At 69.7% G+C, this 18,416-nt stretch carries 16 protein-coding genes; 9 read left to right on the top strand and 7 right to left on the bottom strand.

Annotated features, from left to right (window positions below):
- Positions 1-62: 62 nt before the first annotated feature.
- The gene (locus tag ACZ7NC_RS29515; protein ID WP_471492529.1) at positions 63-1,274 is read right to left on the bottom strand and encodes a pyridoxal phosphate-dependent aminotransferase; all 1,212 of its coding nucleotides are present in this window, start codon (positions 1,272-1,274) and stop codon (positions 63-65) included.
- Positions 1,275-1,400: 126 nt separating this feature from the next.
- On the opposite strand from ACZ7NC_RS29515, the gene ACZ7NC_RS29510 reads away from it, so the two are divergent.
- On the top strand, positions 1,401-2,189 hold the full coding sequence (locus tag ACZ7NC_RS29510; protein ID WP_471492528.1) for a hypothetical protein: 789 nt from the start codon (positions 1,401-1,403) through the stop codon (positions 2,187-2,189).
- A 237-nt stretch (positions 2,190-2,426) separates the two neighbouring features.
- Positions 2,427-3,356, top strand: a complete 930-nt coding sequence (locus tag ACZ7NC_RS29505; RefSeq protein ID WP_471492527.1) for a trypsin-like peptidase domain-containing protein — start codon at positions 2,427-2,429, stop codon at positions 3,354-3,356.
- 41 nt (positions 3,357-3,397) lie between these two features.
- Here the strand turns inward: ACZ7NC_RS29505 and ACZ7NC_RS29500 are convergent, their stop codons facing one another.
- Together ACZ7NC_RS29500 and ACZ7NC_RS29495 are read right to left on the bottom strand one after the other, a co-directional pair.
- Positions 3,398-5,023: an N-acyl-D-amino-acid deacylase family protein gene (locus tag ACZ7NC_RS29500; RefSeq protein ID WP_471492526.1), complete on the bottom strand. Its 1,626-nt coding sequence runs from the start codon at positions 5,021-5,023 to the stop codon at positions 3,398-3,400.
- A 38-nt stretch (positions 5,024-5,061) separates the two neighbouring features.
- Positions 5,062-6,333, bottom strand: a complete 1,272-nt coding sequence (locus ACZ7NC_RS29495) for an amino acid deaminase (RefSeq protein WP_471492525.1) — start codon at positions 6,331-6,333, stop codon at positions 5,062-5,064.
- A 138-nt stretch (positions 6,334-6,471) separates the two neighbouring features.
- On the opposite strand from ACZ7NC_RS29495, the gene ACZ7NC_RS29490 reads away from it, so the two are divergent.
- The 5 genes from ACZ7NC_RS29490 (at position 6,472) to ACZ7NC_RS29470 (ending at position 11,011) form a co-directional block, all read left to right on the top strand.
- Positions 6,472-7,590: a sugar kinase gene (locus tag ACZ7NC_RS29490; RefSeq protein ID WP_471492524.1), complete on the top strand. Its 1,119-nt coding sequence runs from the start codon at positions 6,472-6,474 to the stop codon at positions 7,588-7,590.
- Positions 7,587-8,348, top strand: a complete 762-nt coding sequence (locus ACZ7NC_RS29485; protein ID WP_471492523.1) for an IclR family transcriptional regulator — start codon at positions 7,587-7,589, stop codon at positions 8,346-8,348. The genes ACZ7NC_RS29490 and ACZ7NC_RS29485 overlap by 4 nt, the downstream gene beginning before the upstream one ends.
- Complete coding sequence (locus tag ACZ7NC_RS29480) at positions 8,345-8,755, top strand: RidA family protein (RefSeq protein ID WP_471492522.1); 411 nt, start codon at positions 8,345-8,347, stop codon at positions 8,753-8,755. Before ACZ7NC_RS29485 ends, ACZ7NC_RS29480 begins: the two co-directional genes overlap by 4 nt.
- Positions 8,756-8,869: 114 nt before the next feature.
- Complete coding sequence (locus ACZ7NC_RS29475) at positions 8,870-10,357, top strand: GntP family permease (protein ID WP_471492521.1); 1,488 nt, start codon at positions 8,870-8,872, stop codon at positions 10,355-10,357.
- 54 nt (positions 10,358-10,411) lie between these two features.
- Positions 10,412-11,011, top strand: a complete 600-nt coding sequence (locus tag ACZ7NC_RS29470; RefSeq protein WP_471492520.1) for a hypothetical protein — start codon at positions 10,412-10,414, stop codon at positions 11,009-11,011.
- Here ACZ7NC_RS29470 and ACZ7NC_RS29465 read toward each other — a convergent pair whose 3' ends face one another.
- Positions 11,012-12,370: a M14 family metallopeptidase gene (locus tag ACZ7NC_RS29465; RefSeq protein ID WP_471492519.1), complete on the bottom strand. Its 1,359-nt coding sequence runs from the start codon at positions 12,368-12,370 to the stop codon at positions 11,012-11,014.
- A gap of 363 nt (positions 12,371-12,733) precedes the next feature.
- On the opposite strand from ACZ7NC_RS29465, the gene ACZ7NC_RS29460 reads away from it, so the two are divergent.
- A complete protein-coding gene (locus tag ACZ7NC_RS29460) occupies positions 12,734-14,056 on the top strand; it encodes an Nramp family divalent metal transporter (RefSeq protein ID WP_471492518.1) in 1,323 nt (440 codons plus the stop codon).
- On the opposite strand, the gene ACZ7NC_RS29455 is transcribed toward ACZ7NC_RS29460, so the two are convergent.
- Positions 14,053-15,309, bottom strand: a complete 1,257-nt coding sequence (locus tag ACZ7NC_RS29455) for a hypothetical protein (protein WP_471492517.1) — start codon at positions 15,307-15,309, stop codon at positions 14,053-14,055. The genes ACZ7NC_RS29460 and ACZ7NC_RS29455 overlap by 4 nt on opposite strands.
- A 46-nt stretch (positions 15,310-15,355) precedes the next feature.
- Positions 15,356-15,868 carry a SigE family RNA polymerase sigma factor gene (locus tag ACZ7NC_RS29450; RefSeq protein WP_471492516.1) on the bottom strand — a complete coding sequence of 171 codons (513 nt, stop codon included), beginning with the start codon at positions 15,866-15,868 and terminating at the stop codon, positions 15,356-15,358.
- A 135-nt stretch (positions 15,869-16,003) separates the two neighbouring features.
- Between ACZ7NC_RS29450 and ACZ7NC_RS29445 the strand changes: the two genes are divergently transcribed.
- On the top strand, positions 16,004-16,426 hold the full coding sequence (locus tag ACZ7NC_RS29445; RefSeq protein ID WP_471492515.1) for a hypothetical protein: 423 nt from the start codon (positions 16,004-16,006) through the stop codon (positions 16,424-16,426).
- Between the two features lie 12 nt (positions 16,427-16,438).
- Here ACZ7NC_RS29445 and ACZ7NC_RS29440 read toward each other — a convergent pair whose 3' ends face one another.
- Positions 16,439-18,142, bottom strand: a complete 1,704-nt coding sequence (locus tag ACZ7NC_RS29440; RefSeq protein WP_471492514.1) for a chitinase — start codon at positions 18,140-18,142, stop codon at positions 16,439-16,441.
- Between the last annotated feature and the right edge of the window lie 274 nt (positions 18,143-18,416).

Raw genomic sequence — 18,416 nt, 5'->3', positions numbered from 1 at the left:
CTAGCTTAGATTCTGTCTAAAGTTGAGCGGTTCGCAAAAGCGGACGGCCTGTACACGCTGTGTCACGGCTGGCCGTATCCGTCGAGGAACCGCGCGATCCGTCCCACCGCGTCCCGCAGATCCGTGACCGTCGGCAGGGTCACCACCCGGAAGTGATCCGACTCGGGCCAGTTGAACCCGCTGCCCTGCACGACCATGATCTTCTCGCGCCGCAGCAGGTCCAGGACCATCTGCCGGTCGTCCTTGATCTTGAACACCTTGGGGTCGAGGCGCGGGAAGAGATACAGCGCCCCCTTCGGCCGCACGCAGGTCACGCCGGGGATCTGGGTCAGCAGCTCGTACGCGACATCCATCTGCTCCTTCAGCCGCCCGCCGGGCAGCACCAGGTCATTGATGGTCTGCCGCCCGCTCAGCGCGGCCACGACCCCGTGCTGACCGGGCATGTTCGCGCACAGCCGCATGTTCGCGAGGATGGTGAGGCCCTCGATGTAGGAGTCGGCGTGGGCGCGGGGGCCCGAGATCGACATCCAGCCCACCCGGTACCCGGCGACGCGGTACGCCTTCGACATGCCGTTGAAGGTGAGGGTGAGCAGGTCGGGGGCGACGGCCGCGGTCGGGGTGTGGGTGGCGTCGTCGTAGAGGATCTTGTCGTAGATCTCGTCGGAGCAGACGAGGAGGTTGTGCCGCCGGGCGATGTCCGTCAGCCCCCGGAGCATGGCCTTGTCGTACACGGCCCCCGTCGGGTTGTTGGGGTTGATGATGACGATGGCCTTGGTGCGGTCGGTGACCTTGCGCTCGATGTCGGCGAGGTCGGGCATCCAGTCGGACTGCTCGTCGCACCGGTAGTGCACGGCGGTGCCGCCGGACAGCGACACGGCGGCGGTCCACAGCGGATAGTCGGGCGCCGGGACCAGTACCTCGTCCCCGTCGTCGAGGAGTCCCTGCATCGCCATGACGATCAGTTCGGAGACGCCGTTGCCGATGAAGACGTGCTCGACGTCGGTCTCGATGCCGAGGGTCTGGTTGTGCATGACGACGGCCCGGCGTGCGGCCAGCAGGCCCTTCGCGTCGCCGTAGCCATGGGCCGACGACACGTTGCGGAGGATGTCCTCCAGGATCTCGGGCGGACACTCGAAGCCGAACGCCGCCGGGTTGCCGGTGTTCAGCTTGAGGATCCGATGCCCCGCCGACTCGAGTCGCATCGCCTCCTCGAGCACCGGGCCCCGGATCTCGTAACAGACGTTGGCGAGCTTGGTCGACTGGATCACCTGCATGTCCAGGAGCTTACGGCCCGGTAACGCCCCTTGGGCCGTGTTTTCCGACACGTGAGACGTGAGGGTTTGGACCGTTATCGTCGGTAACTGTCCCATGGGCCTCTCCCGTCTCTACAATGCGCGGTCATGTCCAGGCCGTCTGAGCACGAAAACGGGATGTACGGAGCGAACGGCGTGCATCACTCCGCAGCCGCTCCCGCCGCCCCGGGTGCGCGCCGGGAGGAGGCTCCCCCGAACGTGTATCACCCGCATGCCGAGCCGTCTCCGGTGTACGAGGCGTACATCGACCCCGCCGTCGCCCACGGCTGGCAGAACGCCTACGACGAGACGACCGAGCTGCCTCCGGTGGTCGACGGGGCGGACGCGATCCCTGTGGACGGCGGGGTCGACGGCGTCGACCGTGCCGGCGGCTACGACTACGTCTACGAGGACGGCTACGACTACACCGAGGACCCCGGCGAGCGGCGCGGCCACCGCCGAGCCCGGCGCAAGCCCGCCCTCTGGCGTTCGCCGCGCTTCGCGATGGCCGCGGGTGCGGTGGGGGCGGTGTCGTTGGCGGCGCTGATAGCCGGGTTCTCGCTGTCCGGGTCCTCTTCGGAGGGGGGCACGCAGACCGGGGACCGGACGGGTACGACGTCCGGAGACGCGGTGATGCCCGAAGAGCCCTCCGTGGGTACGTCGGCAGGCGCCCGCGGGTCCGACGACGCCGGCTCCTCGCGAAGCCCTTCCCCGGGCGGCTCGGCGAGCCCGACCGCGTCGGACGGCGCCGGCTCCGACGGCAAGACCGTCGAGCCCTCGGGCGACCCGACCTCCACCGCTGAGGCGCCCTCCACGCCCACCACCACCGCGACCGCGCCGGGCAACTCGGACAGCAAGCCCGGACGAGGACAGGGCAGCACCAAGAAGCCCGGTTGAAGGCCGGGCGGTCAGTAGCGCGCACGTCGACTGTGGCGATCTCATCGCCCTCTCGTGAACGTCCTGCGCCGCCCGGCCGGAGTGCCTCATCCGCCGTGATAGAGAAACCCCTACGGCCCGGACTCACGGGTAACCAACTCCTTGTCCGCACCCCCCTCTTGCGTGACAATGCGCATGACAAAAGTGCGGGTGGCCGGAGATTTTCCGGTCACCTTCCTCGTATGAGGGGACCCCCACATGAGAAAACCTCTCGGCGCCGCCCTCCTCGCCCTGGCGATAGCCGGGGCCGGCGCCGCACCCGCGGCCGCGGCTCCCGTGGAGACGGCCCAGTCCTTCGGCAAGGGTGCCGACACCCAATCGGTCACCTCGGTGGTCCGGGACGCCGTCACCTCCACCACGGCGAGCCTCGACCAGGTCCTGAACCCCAAGGCCAGGGCCGTCAACTTCGCGGGTACCGTCTCGCTCAGCAACTGCTCCGGCTCGGTCGTCCGTTTCCCGGCCTCGGAGGACAACGACCCGGCGCTGGTGATGTCCAACGGCCACTGTCTGGAGACCGGCATGCCGGGACCCGGTGAGGTCGTCGTCGACCGGGCCTCCAGCCGGACGTTCGGTCTGCTCAACGCCAACGGCAGCCGGATCGCCACGCTGCGCGCCAGCAAGATCGCCTACGGCACGATGACCGACACGGATGTGTCGATCTATCAGCTCACCACCACGTACGGGCAGATCAAGAGCTCGTACGGGATCAACGCGCTGACCGTGGCCGACACCCACCCGGTCGCCGGCACGGCCATCACGGTCGCCTCCGGCTACTGGAAGCGGCTGTACAGCTGCAACATCGACGGGTTCGCCTACCGCCTCAAGGAAGGCGACTGGACCTTCAAGGACTCGGTCCGCTACACGTCCGCCTGTAACACCATCGGCGGCACCTCCGGCTCCCCCGTCATCGACCAGGCCACCAACAAGGTCGTCGCCGTCAACAACACCGGCAACGAGGACGGCCAGCGCTGCACGGTCAACAACCCGTGCGAGGTCGACGAGAGCGGCAACGTCACCGTTCGCCAGGGCATCAACTACGCCCAGGAGACCTACCAGATCCCCGCCTGCTTCGGCGTCGACAACAAGCTCGACCTGAGCGCGAGCGGGTGCGTGCTGCCCAAGCCGTAGCCACCCATCGTGCGGCGGGTGGTCCTCAGGTCACCGAGGGATCACTTTGGTGTCCTGCGGACCGCCCGCCCCGCCAGTACGTCCGTCCTGCGCCCGTCCTCGATCACGAAACGGCCGTCGACGAGGACGTACGGAATGCCGGTGGGGAGCCTCCTCGGTTCCTCGAACGTCGAGCCCGCCGCCACCGTCCGCGCGTCGAACAGCACCAGGTCCGCCCGGTAGCCCTCGCGGACCAGGCCCCGGTCCGGCAGCCGCAGCCGCGCCGCCGGGCGCGCGGTCAGATGGGCCACGCACTCCTCCAGGGACAGCACCCCCAACTCCCGCACGTAGTGGCCGAGGTAGTGCGGAAACGTGCCGTACGCCCTCGGATGCGGCTTCGTGCCCCGCAGGATGCCGTCCGAGCCGCCCGTGTGGACGCGGTGCCGCATGATCGTGCGGACGTTCTCCTCGTGGCCGACGTGCTGGAGGATCGTCGAGCCCAGCCGGTCCGCCAGGAGCAGCCGGCGCGCGGTCGCCCAGGGGGCCTCGCCCCGCGCGTGGGCCGACTGCTGGATCGTACGGCCGACGAAGTCCCCGAGCGCCGGGTCGCTCACGCCCGAGATCTCGATCGTGTCCCACTCGATGGGCACCCCGTGGCAGCCGTCGGCGCCGATGACCTCCATGTGGTGGCGGATCCGTTCGGCGGTGTCGTCGTCCGACAGACGGGCCAGGATCGCCTCGGGGCCGCCCTCGCTCGCCCAGCTCGGCAGCATGGCGACGAGGGTCGTGCAGCCGGGGGTGTAGGGGTAGGTGTCCAGGCTGATGTCGGCCCCCTCGGCGAGCGCCTTGTCCAGCAGGGACAGCAGCTCCGGCGCCCGGCCCTTGTTCACGCCGAAGTTCATGGTGGCGTGGGCGAGATGGAGCGCGCAGCCCGCCTCCCTCGTCAGCGCCACCATCTCCTCGTACGCCTGGAGCGCCCCGGCTCCGTAGGAGCGGTGGTGCGGGCAGTAGTAGCCGCCGTACGACGCCACCACCCGGCACAGCTCCGTGAGTTCCGTGTCCTTGGCGTACATGCCCGGCGTGTACGTCAGCCCGGACGACAGGCCGACCGCGCCCTGCTCCAGGCCCTCCGCGACCAACTGCCGCATCCGGTCGAGCTCGTCCGGCGTCGCCTCCCGGTCCTCCCAGCCCACGGCGAGCGCGCGGACCGTGCCCTGGGGAACGAGATACGCCGCGTTGACCGCGATGCCGCGGCCTTCGAAGCCGGCGTCGAGGCGGTCCAGGTACTCACCGACCGTCCGCCAGTCGAAGTCGATGTCGTCGCCGGAGCCGTTCCAGCCGGTGATCGCCCGGCGCACCTCCGCCAGCGTGCGGTCGTCGACGGGGGCGTACGACAGACCGTCCTGGCCGATGACTTCGAGGGTGACCCCCTGTGCGGCCTTCGCGCTGTGGTCGGGGTCCCGGAGCAGCGCCAGGTCGCTGTGGGCGTGCATGTCGATGAAGCCGGGGGCGAGGACGAGGCCCTCCGCGTCCAGCTCCCGCCGTGCCTCGGGGCGTTGGCAGCCGGCCGCGGCCGCCTCCTGGACGATCGACACGATCCTGCCGCCGTCCACGACGACATCGGCGCGGTAGGACGGACCGCCGCTGCCGTCCACGACCTCCGCGTCCCGGATGACGAGCTCTTCCACGACCGCCACCTCCCCTGTCTCTAGTGTCTCTAATGTCTCTAGAAGAACGTCCGGATGTAGTCGACGACCGTCCCGTCCGCCTCGGCGACCGGGATCAGCTGCCACTTGTCGAAGGACGTGCACGGGTGGGACAGCCCCATCCCGAGCCAGTCCCCGACCTCCAGGTCCGCCTCCCCGGTCGTCGTCAGCCACGCGTGCTGGTCGGACAGGGCGGTCACCGAGATGCCGGTGGCCGGGCGCTCGGCACCGTCGCGGCGGACCACCTGGGCGAACGGCAGATCGAGGTCGTACGCCGCGTCCCGCTTGCCCGCGTTGACGAAGGCCTGCTCGGGGGTGGGGCGGGAGACGACCTGGGCCCAGAGCCGGAAGGCGGGTTCGAGGGCGCCCTCCTGCGGGACCCGGTTGAAGGGGGTCAGCTTGCGGTAGTGGCCGTCGTCGTGCGAGACATACGCACCGGAGCGGAGCAGCTTCAGTACGGGGGCGGAGAGTTCGGGGATCTCGGCGAACACGTCCGCCACGGCGTCGAACCACGCGCTGCCGCCCGCGCTGACGACGATCTCGTCCAGCCCCGCGAACCGGCCCGCCTTGTCGAACTCCACGGCCAGCGTGACCAGTCGGCGCAGCCAGGCGTGCACGCGCTCGGGACTGGCCTGCGGCACCTCCCCCTCGTACCCCGCGACGCCGACCAGCCGCAGTGTGGACACGGCGGCCACCGCGTCCGCGACCGCGACGCACTCCGCCTCCGTACGGACACCGGTACGGGCCCCTTCGCCGGCCGCCGGCTCGATGACGACGTCCAGCGGGCGGGTGGCCCCGGCGGCCCGGAGGGCGGCGTCCATCTGCTGGACTCCGCGCACGGAGTCGACGTAACAGATGAGACGGAAGGACGGGTCGGCGGCGAGCTCGGCGGCGATCCAGCGCAGGGCGGCCGCGTCCACCAGTTCGTTCGCGAGGAAGATCCGCTCGGTGCCGTACGCCCGCGCCACCCGCACCTGGTGCGGCACGGCGAGCGTGATGCCCCACGCCCCGTGCTCGATCTGCCGCTGGAACAGCTGGGGCGCCATGGAGGTCTTGCCGTGCGGGGCGAAGGCGAGGCCGTGGCGGGCGGCGTACGTCTCCATGAGGTCGAGGTTGTGCTCCAGGCGCTCGGCGGAGAGCGCGAGCACGGGGGTGGCGAAGCCGCCGGTGAAGAGGTTGCGGCGCTGGGCCGTCAGCTCGGCGACGGTGAGGCCGTCGGCGTCCGGGGGGAGGCCCTTGAAGCGGTGGTCGACGCGTTCCTCGGCCAGGCGGGCGAGCGCCTCGTTGCTCATGGAACCTCCCTGATCTGTGGCGTTGCATCTTCTGCAACACTCATTGCGTATATCGCTGAGCGCTGTCTAACATCTCGGCCAACCGCGGGTCAACGGAGCCGCCGATCCACCCGCACAAGGCCTGGAGCTACGACGATCGTGACCATCACCGGACCCCGCAATGCCCCCGACGTCGTGGACGTCGTCGCGCTCGGCGAGTCCATGGTCACGTTCCTGCCCACTCGCCCCGGGCGCCTCGCCGATGTGCCGTCCTTCGAGCGGGGGATCGGGGGCGCCGAGTCCAACGTCGTGTGCGGGCTCGCCGCCGCGGGGCACGCGGTGCGGTGGGTGAGCCGGGTGGGGGCCGACGGGTTCGGCGACCATCTGGTCGAGGCGATCGGGGGGTACGGCGTGGACGTCTCGGCCGTGGGACGGGACGCGGCCCGCCCGACGGGCGTGTACTTCCGCACGGCCGGCGACCGGGCGACCGAGGCCCACGAGGTGGCGTACTACCGGGCGGGGTCGGCGGCCTCGGCGATGTCCGTGGAGAACGTGGACCTGGGGGCGCTGCGTTCGGGGCGGGTGCTGCATCTGTCGGGGATCACGGCGGCGTTGTCGCAGGACTGTCTCGCCCTGATGCGGGAGCTGACCGCTCCGCGTGCCGGACACCCTCTCGTGTCCTTCGACGTGAATAACCGATCGGGGCTGTGGCGTGACGCCGACGGTCCGCGGGTGCTGCTGGAACTGGCGCGTGGTGCCGATGTCGTGTTCGTGGGGGAGGACGAGGCGGAGGAGGCCTGGGGGATCACTGGAGGACCGGACGCGGTGCGTGACGCGTTGCCCGAGCCGCATGTGCTGGTGGTGAAGCAAGGGGGAGCGGGGGCCACCGCATTCGTTTCGGGCGCGGGTTCGTCGTGGCTGGTCGCGCAGTTCCCCGCGCCCCTTGGCGACACCCACCCCCGGCCGGCCCCCACGCGGGGCACTTTCGAACCTGCCGTCGCTGTTGACGTCGTGGCGAGCACCGGCGCAGGTGACGCCTTCGCCGCCGGCTTCCTCTCCGCCACCCTCCGCGGCCTGCCCGTACGGGCTTGCCTCCGCCACGGCCACCTCTGGGCCGCCGCCACCCTCACCGCCCCCGGCGACCTGGCCCCACCCCCCTCCCACGACACCGCCGACCGCCTGGCCGCCCTCGACGCCGCCGGGTGGGAGAAACTTCGACTCGGCCCCGGCTGGACGCAAGCCACTAAGCGGGCCGACGAGGAGGTACGTACGCCATGAGCCAGACCGTCGACCGCGCGCTGAGCATCCTGCCACTGCTCGCCGAGGGCCCCGCCGACCTCGGCCAGGTCGCCGACCGCCTCGGCGTCCACAAGTCCACCGCCCTGCGGCTGCTGCGGACCCTGCACGAGCACGGTCTCGTCTACCGCCAGTCCGACCAGCGCTACCGCCTCGGCGCCCGCCTCATCGCCCTCGCGCAGGAGGCGATGGAGAACCTCGACATCCGCGAGATCGCCCACCCCCACCTCGCCCGGCTCAACGAGCAGTGCGGGCACACCGTCCACCTCGCCGTGTACGAGGAGGACGAGGTGCTGTACATCGACAAGGTCGAGAGCCGGTACCCGGTGCGGATGTACTCCCGGATCGGGAAACCGGTGGCCATCACCGTCGCCGCCGTCGCGAAGCTGCTCCTCGCCGATCTGCCCGACCACGAGCGCCGCGTCCTCGCCGAGAAGCTCGACTACCCCATGTACACGGCCCGTTCGACACCGAACCCGGATGCCTTCCTCAGGGAACTGGCCAAGGTGCGCGAACAGGGCTGGGCCACCGACCTCGGTGGTCACGAGGAGTCCATCAACTGCGTCGCCGCACCGATCCGCGGTGCCGACGGCCGCGTCGTCGCCGCGATGTCGGTCTCCGCGCCGAACGTCGTCGTCACCGCCGACGAACTCCTCACCCTGCTCCCGCTGGTGCGCCGTACGGCGGACGACATCAGCGGCGAGTACTCCGGCAGAACCTCAGCGAAGGGCACCGTATGACCGACAAGATCGCACTCACCCCGAAGACCCACACCACCCCGCCCGCCAAGTTCTCGCACGGCGTGAAGAAGGGGAACATCCTCCAGGTGGCCGGGCAGGTCGGCTTCCTCCCCGCGGTGGAGGGGCAGCCCCCGACGCCCGCCGGACCGACCCTGCGTGAGCAGACCCTCCAGACCCTCGCCAACGTCAAGGCGATCCTGGAGGAGGGCGGCGCCTCCTGGGACGACGTGATGATGATCCGCGTCTATCTGACGGACGTCGCGCACTTCGCCGAGATGAACGAGATCTACAACACCTACTTCGAGGAGCAGGGGCTGACCCAGCCGCCCGCCGCCCGTACGACCGTGTACGTCGGTCTGCCGGCGGGGCTGCTCATCGAGATCGACGCGCTGGCCGTACTCGGCTGACGCCTGCTCAACTCCCGCACGCCGCATACGGCATGGTGTCCAGCTTCCCCTGGGACGCCATGCCGCGATCCCCCCTGCCCGAAAGCAGTATGTACTTACCCCGAGGACCCCCTGATGCCCCCTCTGTCCCTCCCGCTCGCCGCATCGGCCCCTGCCGAGACCCCACCCCACACCGGCGGACTGCTCCTGCTCATCGACGGTACGGCCGGACTGCTCACCGTCGCCGCCATCGGCATCGCGCTTCTGCTCTTCCTCATCATCAAGGTGCGACTGCAGCCGTTCGTGGCTCTGCTCGCCGTCTCCATAGCCGTCGGCCTGATGGCCGGTCTGTCGGTCACCGAACTCTTCGGCACCGTCCAGCGGTCGGACGCCGTGTCCACCATCGAGTCCGGCATGGGCGGCATCCTCGGCCATGTCGCGATCATCATCGGCCTGGGCACCATGCTCGGCGCCATCCTCGAAGTCAGCGGCGGGGCGGAGGTGTTGGCCTCACGTCTGCTGCACCTCTTCGGCGAGCGGCGAGCCCCCCTCGCCATGGGCCTGACCGGCCTGATCTTCGGCATACCGGTCTTCTTCGACGTCGGTATCTTCGTCCTCGCGCCGATCGTGTACGCAGCCGCCAAGCGCTCCGGCAAGTCCGTCCTGCTCTACTGCCTGCCGCTGCTGGCCGGCCTGTCGATGACCCACGCCTTCCTGCCCCCGCACCCCGGTCCGGTCGCGGCGGCCGGCCTGCTCCATGTCGAGCTGGGCTGGGTCATCCTCATGGGCATCGTCTGCGGTATCCCGGCGGTGCTGGCCGCGTGGGTGTTCTCGGCCTGGATCGGCAAGCGCATCTTCGTCGCCGTGCCGCAGGACATGGTCGAGGCGGCGGCCGAGGCGAAGCTCGCGGTCATCAACGAGCAGCGCAACGCCGGGGTGGAGCCCCGGGAGACACCCGTCCCGCTCGGCACGGTCCTCGGCATCATCGGTACGCCGCTGGTGCTGATCCTGGCCGCGACGTTCTCCTCGATCGCGCTGGACCCCTCCACCACCCGCTCGGTGATCGAGTTCTTCGGCCACCCGTTCGTGGCCCTGACGATCGCCCTGCTCCTGGCCTACTACCTGCTGGGCATCCGTCGCGGCTGGTCCCGCAAGTCCCTTGAGACGGTGTCGACATCGTCACTCAAGCCGGTCGGCAACATCCTCCTGGTCGTCGGCGCGGGCGGTGTCTTCGGCGCCGTCCTCAAGGCCAGCGGCGTCGCCCAGGCCCTCTCCGACACCTTCAACGACGTCGGCCTGCCGGTGCTCGTCCTGTCGTACCTGATCTCGCTGGTCCTGCGAGTGGCCCAGGGCTCGGCGACGGTCGCCATCGTCACGACGGCCGGCATCGTCGCCCCCCTCCTCACCGAGGGCGATCACTCCCAGGCCTTCATCGCCCTGGTCATCATGGCCATCTCGGCAGGCTCGATCTTCGCCTCGCACGTCAATGACGGCGGCTTCTGGATCGTCGCCAAGTACTTCGGCATCAGCGAGCGGGACACGTTGAAGACGTGGACCGTGCTGGAGAGTGTGCTGTCGGTGGCGGGTTTCGTGGTGGCTGGGGTGTTGAGCGTCTTCGTATAACGATGCGGGGGCTGGTTGTGCGGGACACAGGGTTGTCGACCATACTGCTCGGCTGTGGAGCAGCGCATAGGTTCAGGCAGCCAGCCCCTGGAGGGCGCCGGGTTCGACCCGGCCTTCATCCCCGGGCTCACCTCGCCCGCGTCGAAGAAGGAGGACGCGGCCGAGGACGGCGACTTCGAGGAGACGGTCCTCGAGGACGCCGAGGAGCCCGAGGCGAAGGCCGATGAGGAGACCGGCGACGAGGCCGACGTCGAGGCCGACGTCGAGGACGACGGCGAGGACGACGGCGAGGACGACGTCGAGGACTACGGCGACGATGACGAGGCGCCGGTCGGCGGGCCCGTCTTCGAGGCCGCCGATCGCCGGGCCCGGATCGTCGCCGACCACAAGGGCGTACGGCTCTGCCTGGACGACCAGGAGTGCGACTTCCGCTGGGACGAGATCGGCGCCGTGGAGACCGAGTCCCCGCGCTTCGGGAAGCGGTACACCGTCACGGTGCACACTCCTGACCGCCGCTGGTACCCGATCGAGATCGAGGCGACGGCCAGGAGCCGCTTCAAGGAGTGGGACGAGCAGTTGGACGCGGTCCTCGACGCCTACTTCGAAGAGGGCACCGAAGGCGCCGAACCCGCCGAGGACGCCGACGCCGTGTGACTAGCCGCAGTACTGGGCCTCCTTGCCGATGGACCGGTACATGCAGTCCGAGTTCTCCAGCAACTGCAGCACCGCATCCCGGTTCCGGGCCGTCTCCCGCTCGATCACCTCGTCGGGCGGGTAGAACCCGCCGCCCCCGGAGCTCGGGTACATCTCGAAGGTGTACGAGAAGATCTTCTGGTTGCCCCACAGCCAGTCGTCGATCGAACCGTCGGTGATGTACAGATCGCTGGACTGCTCCGGCGTGTAGCCGTTGCTCGCGGCCATCTTCTGCCCGACCGCGGCGAACGCGTTGCGGTCGTCGGCGGTCATCCCGGTCGCGGTGTCCGAGTACGTGTACCCGAACGGCCACAGCACCAGCTCGCTGTAGGTGTGGAAGTCGATCCCGGCCGTGATCTGCTGCTTGCCGCCGACGACCCGGCCGCGCACGAAGTTCGCGACCACCTTCACCTCGGGTGCCGACTCGGCGGACGCGCCCCGGTATGTCTCCGAGGACGTCGATCCCGAGGAGCCGCCGCAACAGCCCCACCGGTAGTTCCAGTTCCGGTTGAGGTCGGTCCCGACGGCCGACGAACCGGAGTTGGGCTGCCGGTTCTTGCGCCACGACCGGTACGAGCCGGAGGCGATGTCGTACTCGCCGCCGTCCGGGTTGAGGTCGGGCACGATCCAGATCTCCCGGTTGTTCACCATGCTGGTGACCCGGGAGTCGCTGCCGTAGTCGGAGGTCAGCTCGCGCAGCAGATACAGCGCCATCTCGACGGTGAGGTGCTCGCGGGCGTGCTGGTGATGGGTGAACAGGACCTCCGGCTCGGCCTCGTCGGTGCCGACGTTGTCGCTGATCTTGATGGCGACGATGTTCCGGCCCTGGTACGACGTGCCGATGACACGCTGGCTCGCGATGGAGGAGTTGGCCGAGACGATCGAGTTGATCTCGCTCGTCATCTCCGCGTAGTTGTGATAGCGCGAGTCACCGGACGGGAAGTCGTAGAGGCGTACGTCGTCCTCGCCGGCGGACCGGTCGGGGACGGCGCCGAGCGGGGTGACGTCGTAGCCGAGCGCCCTCAGCTTCTTGATCTGGTCCGCCCGGCCGGAGACCACGACGCCGTGGTCGTCGCTGGCGTCCACGGTCACGCCGGACTGCTGAAGTGCCGTGCGGTCCTTGGCGGTCGCGTGCAGGCGGACCTCGTACTGCCGGATGTCGTCGGCCGAGGAGACCGCCTTGGCGGGGCTGCCGGCGCTGTCCGCGTTGGCGGACACGTTCGCCGAGAGCGGCGCCGCGAGGGCCAGGGCGAGCAGCGTGGCGAGGGCGGCGGTCCGTCTGCCGCTCCCGGCGCCTGAGCCGCGTATGCGAAGTCGCATGAATTCTCCTTGTGGGAGTGGGGGGTGGGGTTCAGTGCGACGTACTCGTGCGGGTGTGGCGCTCATCGTGCGGCGGTGGCATGGACAGGTCAAGGGCGAGCAGGGTGCGGATTGCGTGAACCATCCGAAAATCGGCCGCGCAGTGTACGCGTGCGGGCTCTGGGCGGAGTGGTCCCGGGGGAAGTCCACCCTCGGGTGTGATCCGGGTGTGCGGGGCGGCGCGGGGCGGGGGGAGTGTGGTGATCCGCGCAAGGGGGAGCGGCGGGAGCGACGGAGTGGCGGGGACCGGCGCACCCTCCGCCTCCCCGGCCTTCCGCGCCCGCCCTCTTGTCGGCCCGGCCTCTTTGCGGTTTCTTGATCTGCATGGCGGACACCACAGGCAACCCCACGTCCACTGAGGCATCCTCCGGCAGTAACCCCCCACCCGGTACGTCCCGTTGGCGGTACATCGGGCCCGGCATCGTCGTCGCCGCCACCGGTGTCGGGGCCGGTGATCTCGTCGCCACCCTCATCGCGGGCAGCAACTTCGGCTACACCCTGCTCTGGGCCGCGATCATCGGCTGCCTGGTGAAGATCTCCCTCGCCGAGGCGGCCGGGCGCTGGCATCTGTCGACCGGGCGCACCCTCTTCGACGGCTGGGCCAGCCTCGGCCGCTGGACCACGTACTTCTTCGGCGTCTACGTCGTGATCTGGGGCTTCGTCTACGGCGCGGCCGCGATGTCGTCCAGCGCGCTGCCGCTGCAGGCGCTGTTCCCGGACGTCATGGACCTTCAGTGGTGGGCCATCGCCTGCGGTCTGGTCGGCCTGGTCTTCGTCTGGTTCAACAAGTACGCCGTCTTCGAGAAGGTCATGACGGTCCTGGTCGGCGTCATGTTCGTGGTGACGGTGTACCTCGCCATCCGGGTCACGCCGAACCTCGGCGACGCCTTCGCCGGTCTGCTGCCCGTCCTGCCCGACGAGAAGGACTCGATCCTCAACACCCTCGGTCTGATCGGCGGTGTCGGCGGCACCATCACCCTTGCCGCGTACGGCTACTGGGTCAACGCCAAGGGCTGGACGAACACCGGCTGGATGAAGATCATGCGGCTCGACAACCGGGTCGCCTACGCCACCACCGGCATCTTCGTGATCGCGATGCTCTTCGTCGGCGCGGAACTGCTGCACTCGGCGAACGTGGCCATCGCCAGTGGCGACAAGGGCCTGCTGCAGCTGAGCGACATCCTGGAGGCGGAGTACGGCACCGCGACGGCCAAGTTCTTCCTGATCGGCTTCTTCGCCACCTCCTTCACCTCCCTCATCGGCGTCTGGCACGGCGTGAGCCTGATGTTCGCCGACTTCGTCGCCCGCTTCCGGGGTCAGGGCGAGCAGAAGGGCGAGGAGGTCGCCTCCGGCGCACGCGAACGCTCCTGGGCGTTCCGCGCGTACCTGCTGTGGCTGACCTTCCCGCCCATCGTCCTGCTCTTCCAGGGCGAACCCTTCCGCCTGATCATCATCTACGGCGTCCTGGGCGCGGCCTTCCTGCCGTTCCTCGCCGGCACCCTGATGTGGCTCCTCAACTCCTCGCGCACACCGAGCCAGTGGCGCAACGGGCCGGTGAGCAACGCTGTGCTCGTGATCGCGGGCCTGCTGTTCCTGGTGCTGTGCGCGAAGCAGATCTGGGACCAGCCGTGGTCGGAGTTCTTCTAACGGAACTGCTCCCATTGCCGGCTGAGGGCGATCTCCCGTAGCTGCTTCTCGGTCAGTGCGGGCGTCTCGCGCGTCGGGGCGTCGTGCTGGGTGCCGGCGTTGAAGGCGCTGATGACGACGCGGAAGCCGTTGGTGCGCAGGGTGTCGACGGTCCACATCACGGCGCCTTCGACACCCTTGTCTCCGCCGCTCTCACGGAAGTTGACCCGCGTCCCGTCCGACAGGGTCTCGGAGCCGTCCCCGAAGAGCTCGTCCGCCACGTCGCCCATGCCGTGCTGGACGTCGATCTGGACGTAGCTCCTGCCCTTGCCGTCGTCGAGGACGAGGTACGAGTAGTCGTTGCCCTTCTCGACGACCTCGGCATCCTTGGGGAGCAGCGGCACGAGGGTGCCGAGGATCGCCTCGACGCTCTGCTCGGCCGGTGCGTCCTCGCCCGGCGTGGCCGCGACCGTCGGCTTCCCGGTGTCCTCGGGAATGAACTCGACGTACTTGCGCCAGATCTGTGCCGTCACCAACGCCTTCAACTGGCCGGCGGACAGCGGCGGTTCACTCCGGCTGATCGGCGCGTCCTTCTCGGCGGCGGCGTTCCACTCGCTGACGGAGACATGCTGTCCGGTCGGGGTGATGAGGTCGGCCGACCACAGCTTGGTGTCGACGCGCCGGTCGGGATACTCGTACCCCTGGAACAGCTTGAGCAGCGAGCCGTCGGGCAGCCGGGTGGAGCGGCAACTGTCGTGCGGGATCAGCGCCTTGTCCGGACAGTCGGTCGTCTCACGGGCCTGGTCGCTGCCGGGCTCGACCCGGTTCAGGCTGACGCCGACGGCCCCGGGGCCCTTGCCGTCGTCGTACACGAGGTGGACGTACGGCCGCAGCATCGAGTCCTCGGTGCCCCGTGCCTGCTGCTCGCTGACCTTTCCCTCGGGGAGCAGATCTTCGAGTGTGGCGATGAGTTCGCGGCCCGTCAGGGGAACGGCGGGTGGCGTGCCCGAAGGCTGCTCGGCCACGCTGGAACTCGACGGCAGCGGCTCGGGCGTGCCGCCCCAGGGCACCAGCAGGGCCCCGCTCACCCCGACCAGCGCGATCCCGGCCGCGCCCCCGGCCACCGCCGCCCGGCGCCTGAGCCGCAGCCGCCGCCCGCGTGCCTGACCGGCGGCGGCGAGCGCGGCGCGGTCGGCGTCGAAGCCGCTGCCGATGTCATGCAGGGCGTCACTGAGCCGCCCTTCGAATCGATCCTCGTGGTGCTCAACGGACATGGCGGAACCACCGTCTTCCGAAACTGAAAGGGGTCAGGGACGTGCGTCAGGGCGTGGCGTACTCGCCGAGCTCCTCGCCCAGCAGCTCGCGCAGCCGCCCGAGCGCCCGGGTGCACCGCGTCCGCACCGCCGCGGAACTGGCGTTCAGCGCGGTGGCGGTCTCCTCCACGGACCGGTCCTCCCAGTACCGCAGGACGACCACGGCCCGGTCCTTGGCGGGCAGCCGGGCGAGCGCCTGGAGCAGGGTCAGCCGCAGCGGTACGTCACCGGCCCCGCCCTCGGCCGCCCGGTCCGGCAGCACGTCCGTGGCCCGCTCGGTGCTGCTGCGCCGCCGCTGATGGGCGAGGAAGGTGCGGGTGAGGACGGTCTGCGCGTACCCGGCGGGATTCCCCACCCGCGACACCCGCCCCCAGCGGACGTACAGCCGGCCCAGCGTCTCCTGCACCAGGTCCTCGGCGAGATGAGTGTCCCCGGCGGTCAGCAGACAGGCCGACCGGTACAGATGGCCGGCCCTGGCCACCGCGAACTGCGCGTACTCGTCCGCGTGGGCCTGTCTCATGCGTTCCCCCTGTCGCCCTGCGCCTGCTGCCGCCGAGGGCCTCACTTCATTGATGCGGCGGGGCAGGGAGAATGTTTCATCGCAAGCCCGAGAAGTTCACCGCGGGCACAGAAACCGAGGACGAGGACCCGACGGATGACCGAGCAGCCACCACCACCCGTCCCGGGCTTCGGCCCACCCCCACCGCAGTACGCGCCCGCGCCGCCCGCGCAACCGCCGTACGCCTCCGCGCCGCCCGCCTACGCCCCGCCCCCGCCCCAGCCCGCCCCGGTTCCGGCCGGCCCGGAGTTCCTGGCCGTCGACAAGCGCAACGCGGTCGTCGTCGACGCCTCCGGTGTCGTCTTCGAGCTGTCCGGCCTCACGATGGAGTTCCGCTGGCCCGAGATCCGCGGCGTCCACTACAAGGCGAGTCCCGACGGCAAGGCGCTGATGGTCGCCGTGGTGCACATGGACGGCCGGTTCTACGAGTGTGTGGTGGAGGCCAAGCCCCGGGCGAGGCTGCGGGAGTGGTTCCCGCAGCTCGCCTGGGTGCTCGGCCATTACCGTCCGACGGGGTGAGGCCCACGGCGCCTACGGCAGGGCGTGCACATGCGGGCCCACCGCGTTCGACCACGCGTTCCCGGCCGTGGCGTCCCAGTTCGTCGACCAGGTCATCGCGCCCCGCAGGTCGGGATAGGTCCGCGAGGGCCTGAAGGAACCGCACCCCGTGCCCTTGGTCAGACAGTCCAGGGCGCTGTTCACGACGGACGGCGCCACGTACCCGCTGCCCGCGCCGCGTGTCGAGGCCGGGAGCCCGAGCCCGACCTGGGACGGGGCGAGGCCGCCCTCCAACTGGATACAGGCCAGGGCGGTCAGGAAGTCCACCGAGCCCTGGCTGTAGACCTTGCCGTCACAGCCCAGCATCGAACCGCTGTTGTAGTACTGCATGTTGACGACCGTCAGGATGTCCTTGATGTTCAGGGCCGTCTGGAAGTAGGAGTTCGACGTCGACTGCATGTCGATGGTCTGCGGCGCCATCGTGATGATCAGCGACGAGCCGGCCTTCGCCGCCAGGGAGCGCAGCGCCTGCGTCATGTACGTCGCGTTGAGGCCGTTCTCCAGGTCGATGTCGACACCGTCGAAGCCGTACTCCTGCATCAGCGCGTACACCGAGTTCGCGAAGTTCGCCGCCGACGCCGAGTCGTTCACGCTCACCGTGCCGCGCTCGCCGCCCACCGAGACGATGACCTTCTTCCCGGCGGCCTGCTTCGCCCTGATGTCCGCCTTGAACTGGTCGACGGTGTAGCCGCCAAGACCGGCCGAGTCCAGGTTGAAGGTGACCGCGCCCGGCGTCGAGGCCGCGTCCGCGAAGGCGACCGCGATGATGTCGTACGGGGACTGGACGTCGGCGAGCTTCTGCACGGTGGCGCCGTTGTTGAAGTTCTGCCAGTAGCCGGTCACCGCGTGCTTGGGCAGCGCCGGACCCACCGGGACCGCCGTGGTCGTCCCGGTCACCGCCGCCGACTTCGGCGACTCGCCGGCCGTGTTGGTCGCGGTGACCTGGAAGGAGTACGACGTCGAGGCCGCGAGCCCGGTCACGGTCGCCGAAGTGCCGGTCACCGCGGTCACCTTCGTACCGTCGCGGTAGACGTTGTAGCCGCTCGCGCCGGAGACGGCGGTCCAGGCCAGGGAGATGGACGACGAGGCCCTGCCCGACACCGTGAGCCCGCTCGGTGCGCCCGGGATCGTGGGGGAGGGATCGGTGCCACCGCCGCCGTCGGGGCCGTACACGGACACGTCGTCCGCGTAGTACGCCGCCTGTCCGTACCAGCCGTGCGTGTACACCGTCACGGAGGTCGTCGAGGCGCCGGTGGTGAAGGTGGTCGACAGCTGCTTCCAGCTCGCCGAGTCCGGCGTCCAGGTCGACACGTCCGTCGTGCCGGTGCCCGTCACGCCCAGGTAGGTGTAGCCGCCCTGGACCCAGGCGCTCAGCGTGTACGTCGAGTTGGGCTGCACCGCCACGGCCTGGGTGCACCGGGCGTTGTCCTGCCCGGCCGGGGTCGCCTTCAGGGCCGTCGCGCCGCCGTGCACCGGGGAGGAGACGGTCGTGCCGCTGTTGGCGGAACAGGTCCAGTTGGTCAGGCCCGACTCGAAGCCGGCGTTCCTGGCGTTGTTGACGTCCGCCGCGGACGCGTGGCCCGCGCTGAGGAAGGTGAGGGCGAGGGCGGAGGTGACGGCTGCCGCCCAGAGGCGTGCCGGTCGGCCGCGACGCCCCTGTCGTCTGTGTATGAACATGTCAACCAAGTTGGTCCAGACCAATCCGGCTGTCAAGGGATTCCGGCTGTCAAGAGATTCCGGTCATGGAGAATCGGTGTGCACAACCTGCCCCGTTTTGGCGTGACTTGTGCGAGCAGAGTTCCTTCCCGGCTACAGAAACGCTGTTCTCCGGTCATCGAGCCGTGGATACAGTGCTGAGATAGTCACGCAATGAAGTCATCTCGGTGCACCGGAGTAACACGGACGCACCGAAACCGGGCGGGAAACGGGGAGCGACGCGTGTCAACTGCCA

Source organism: Streptomyces sp. NPDC111802 (genome assembly GCF_055634335.1).
The sequence above is the reverse complement of the archived record's forward strand: the minus strand, read 5'-3'. Positions and strand labels throughout refer to the sequence as shown.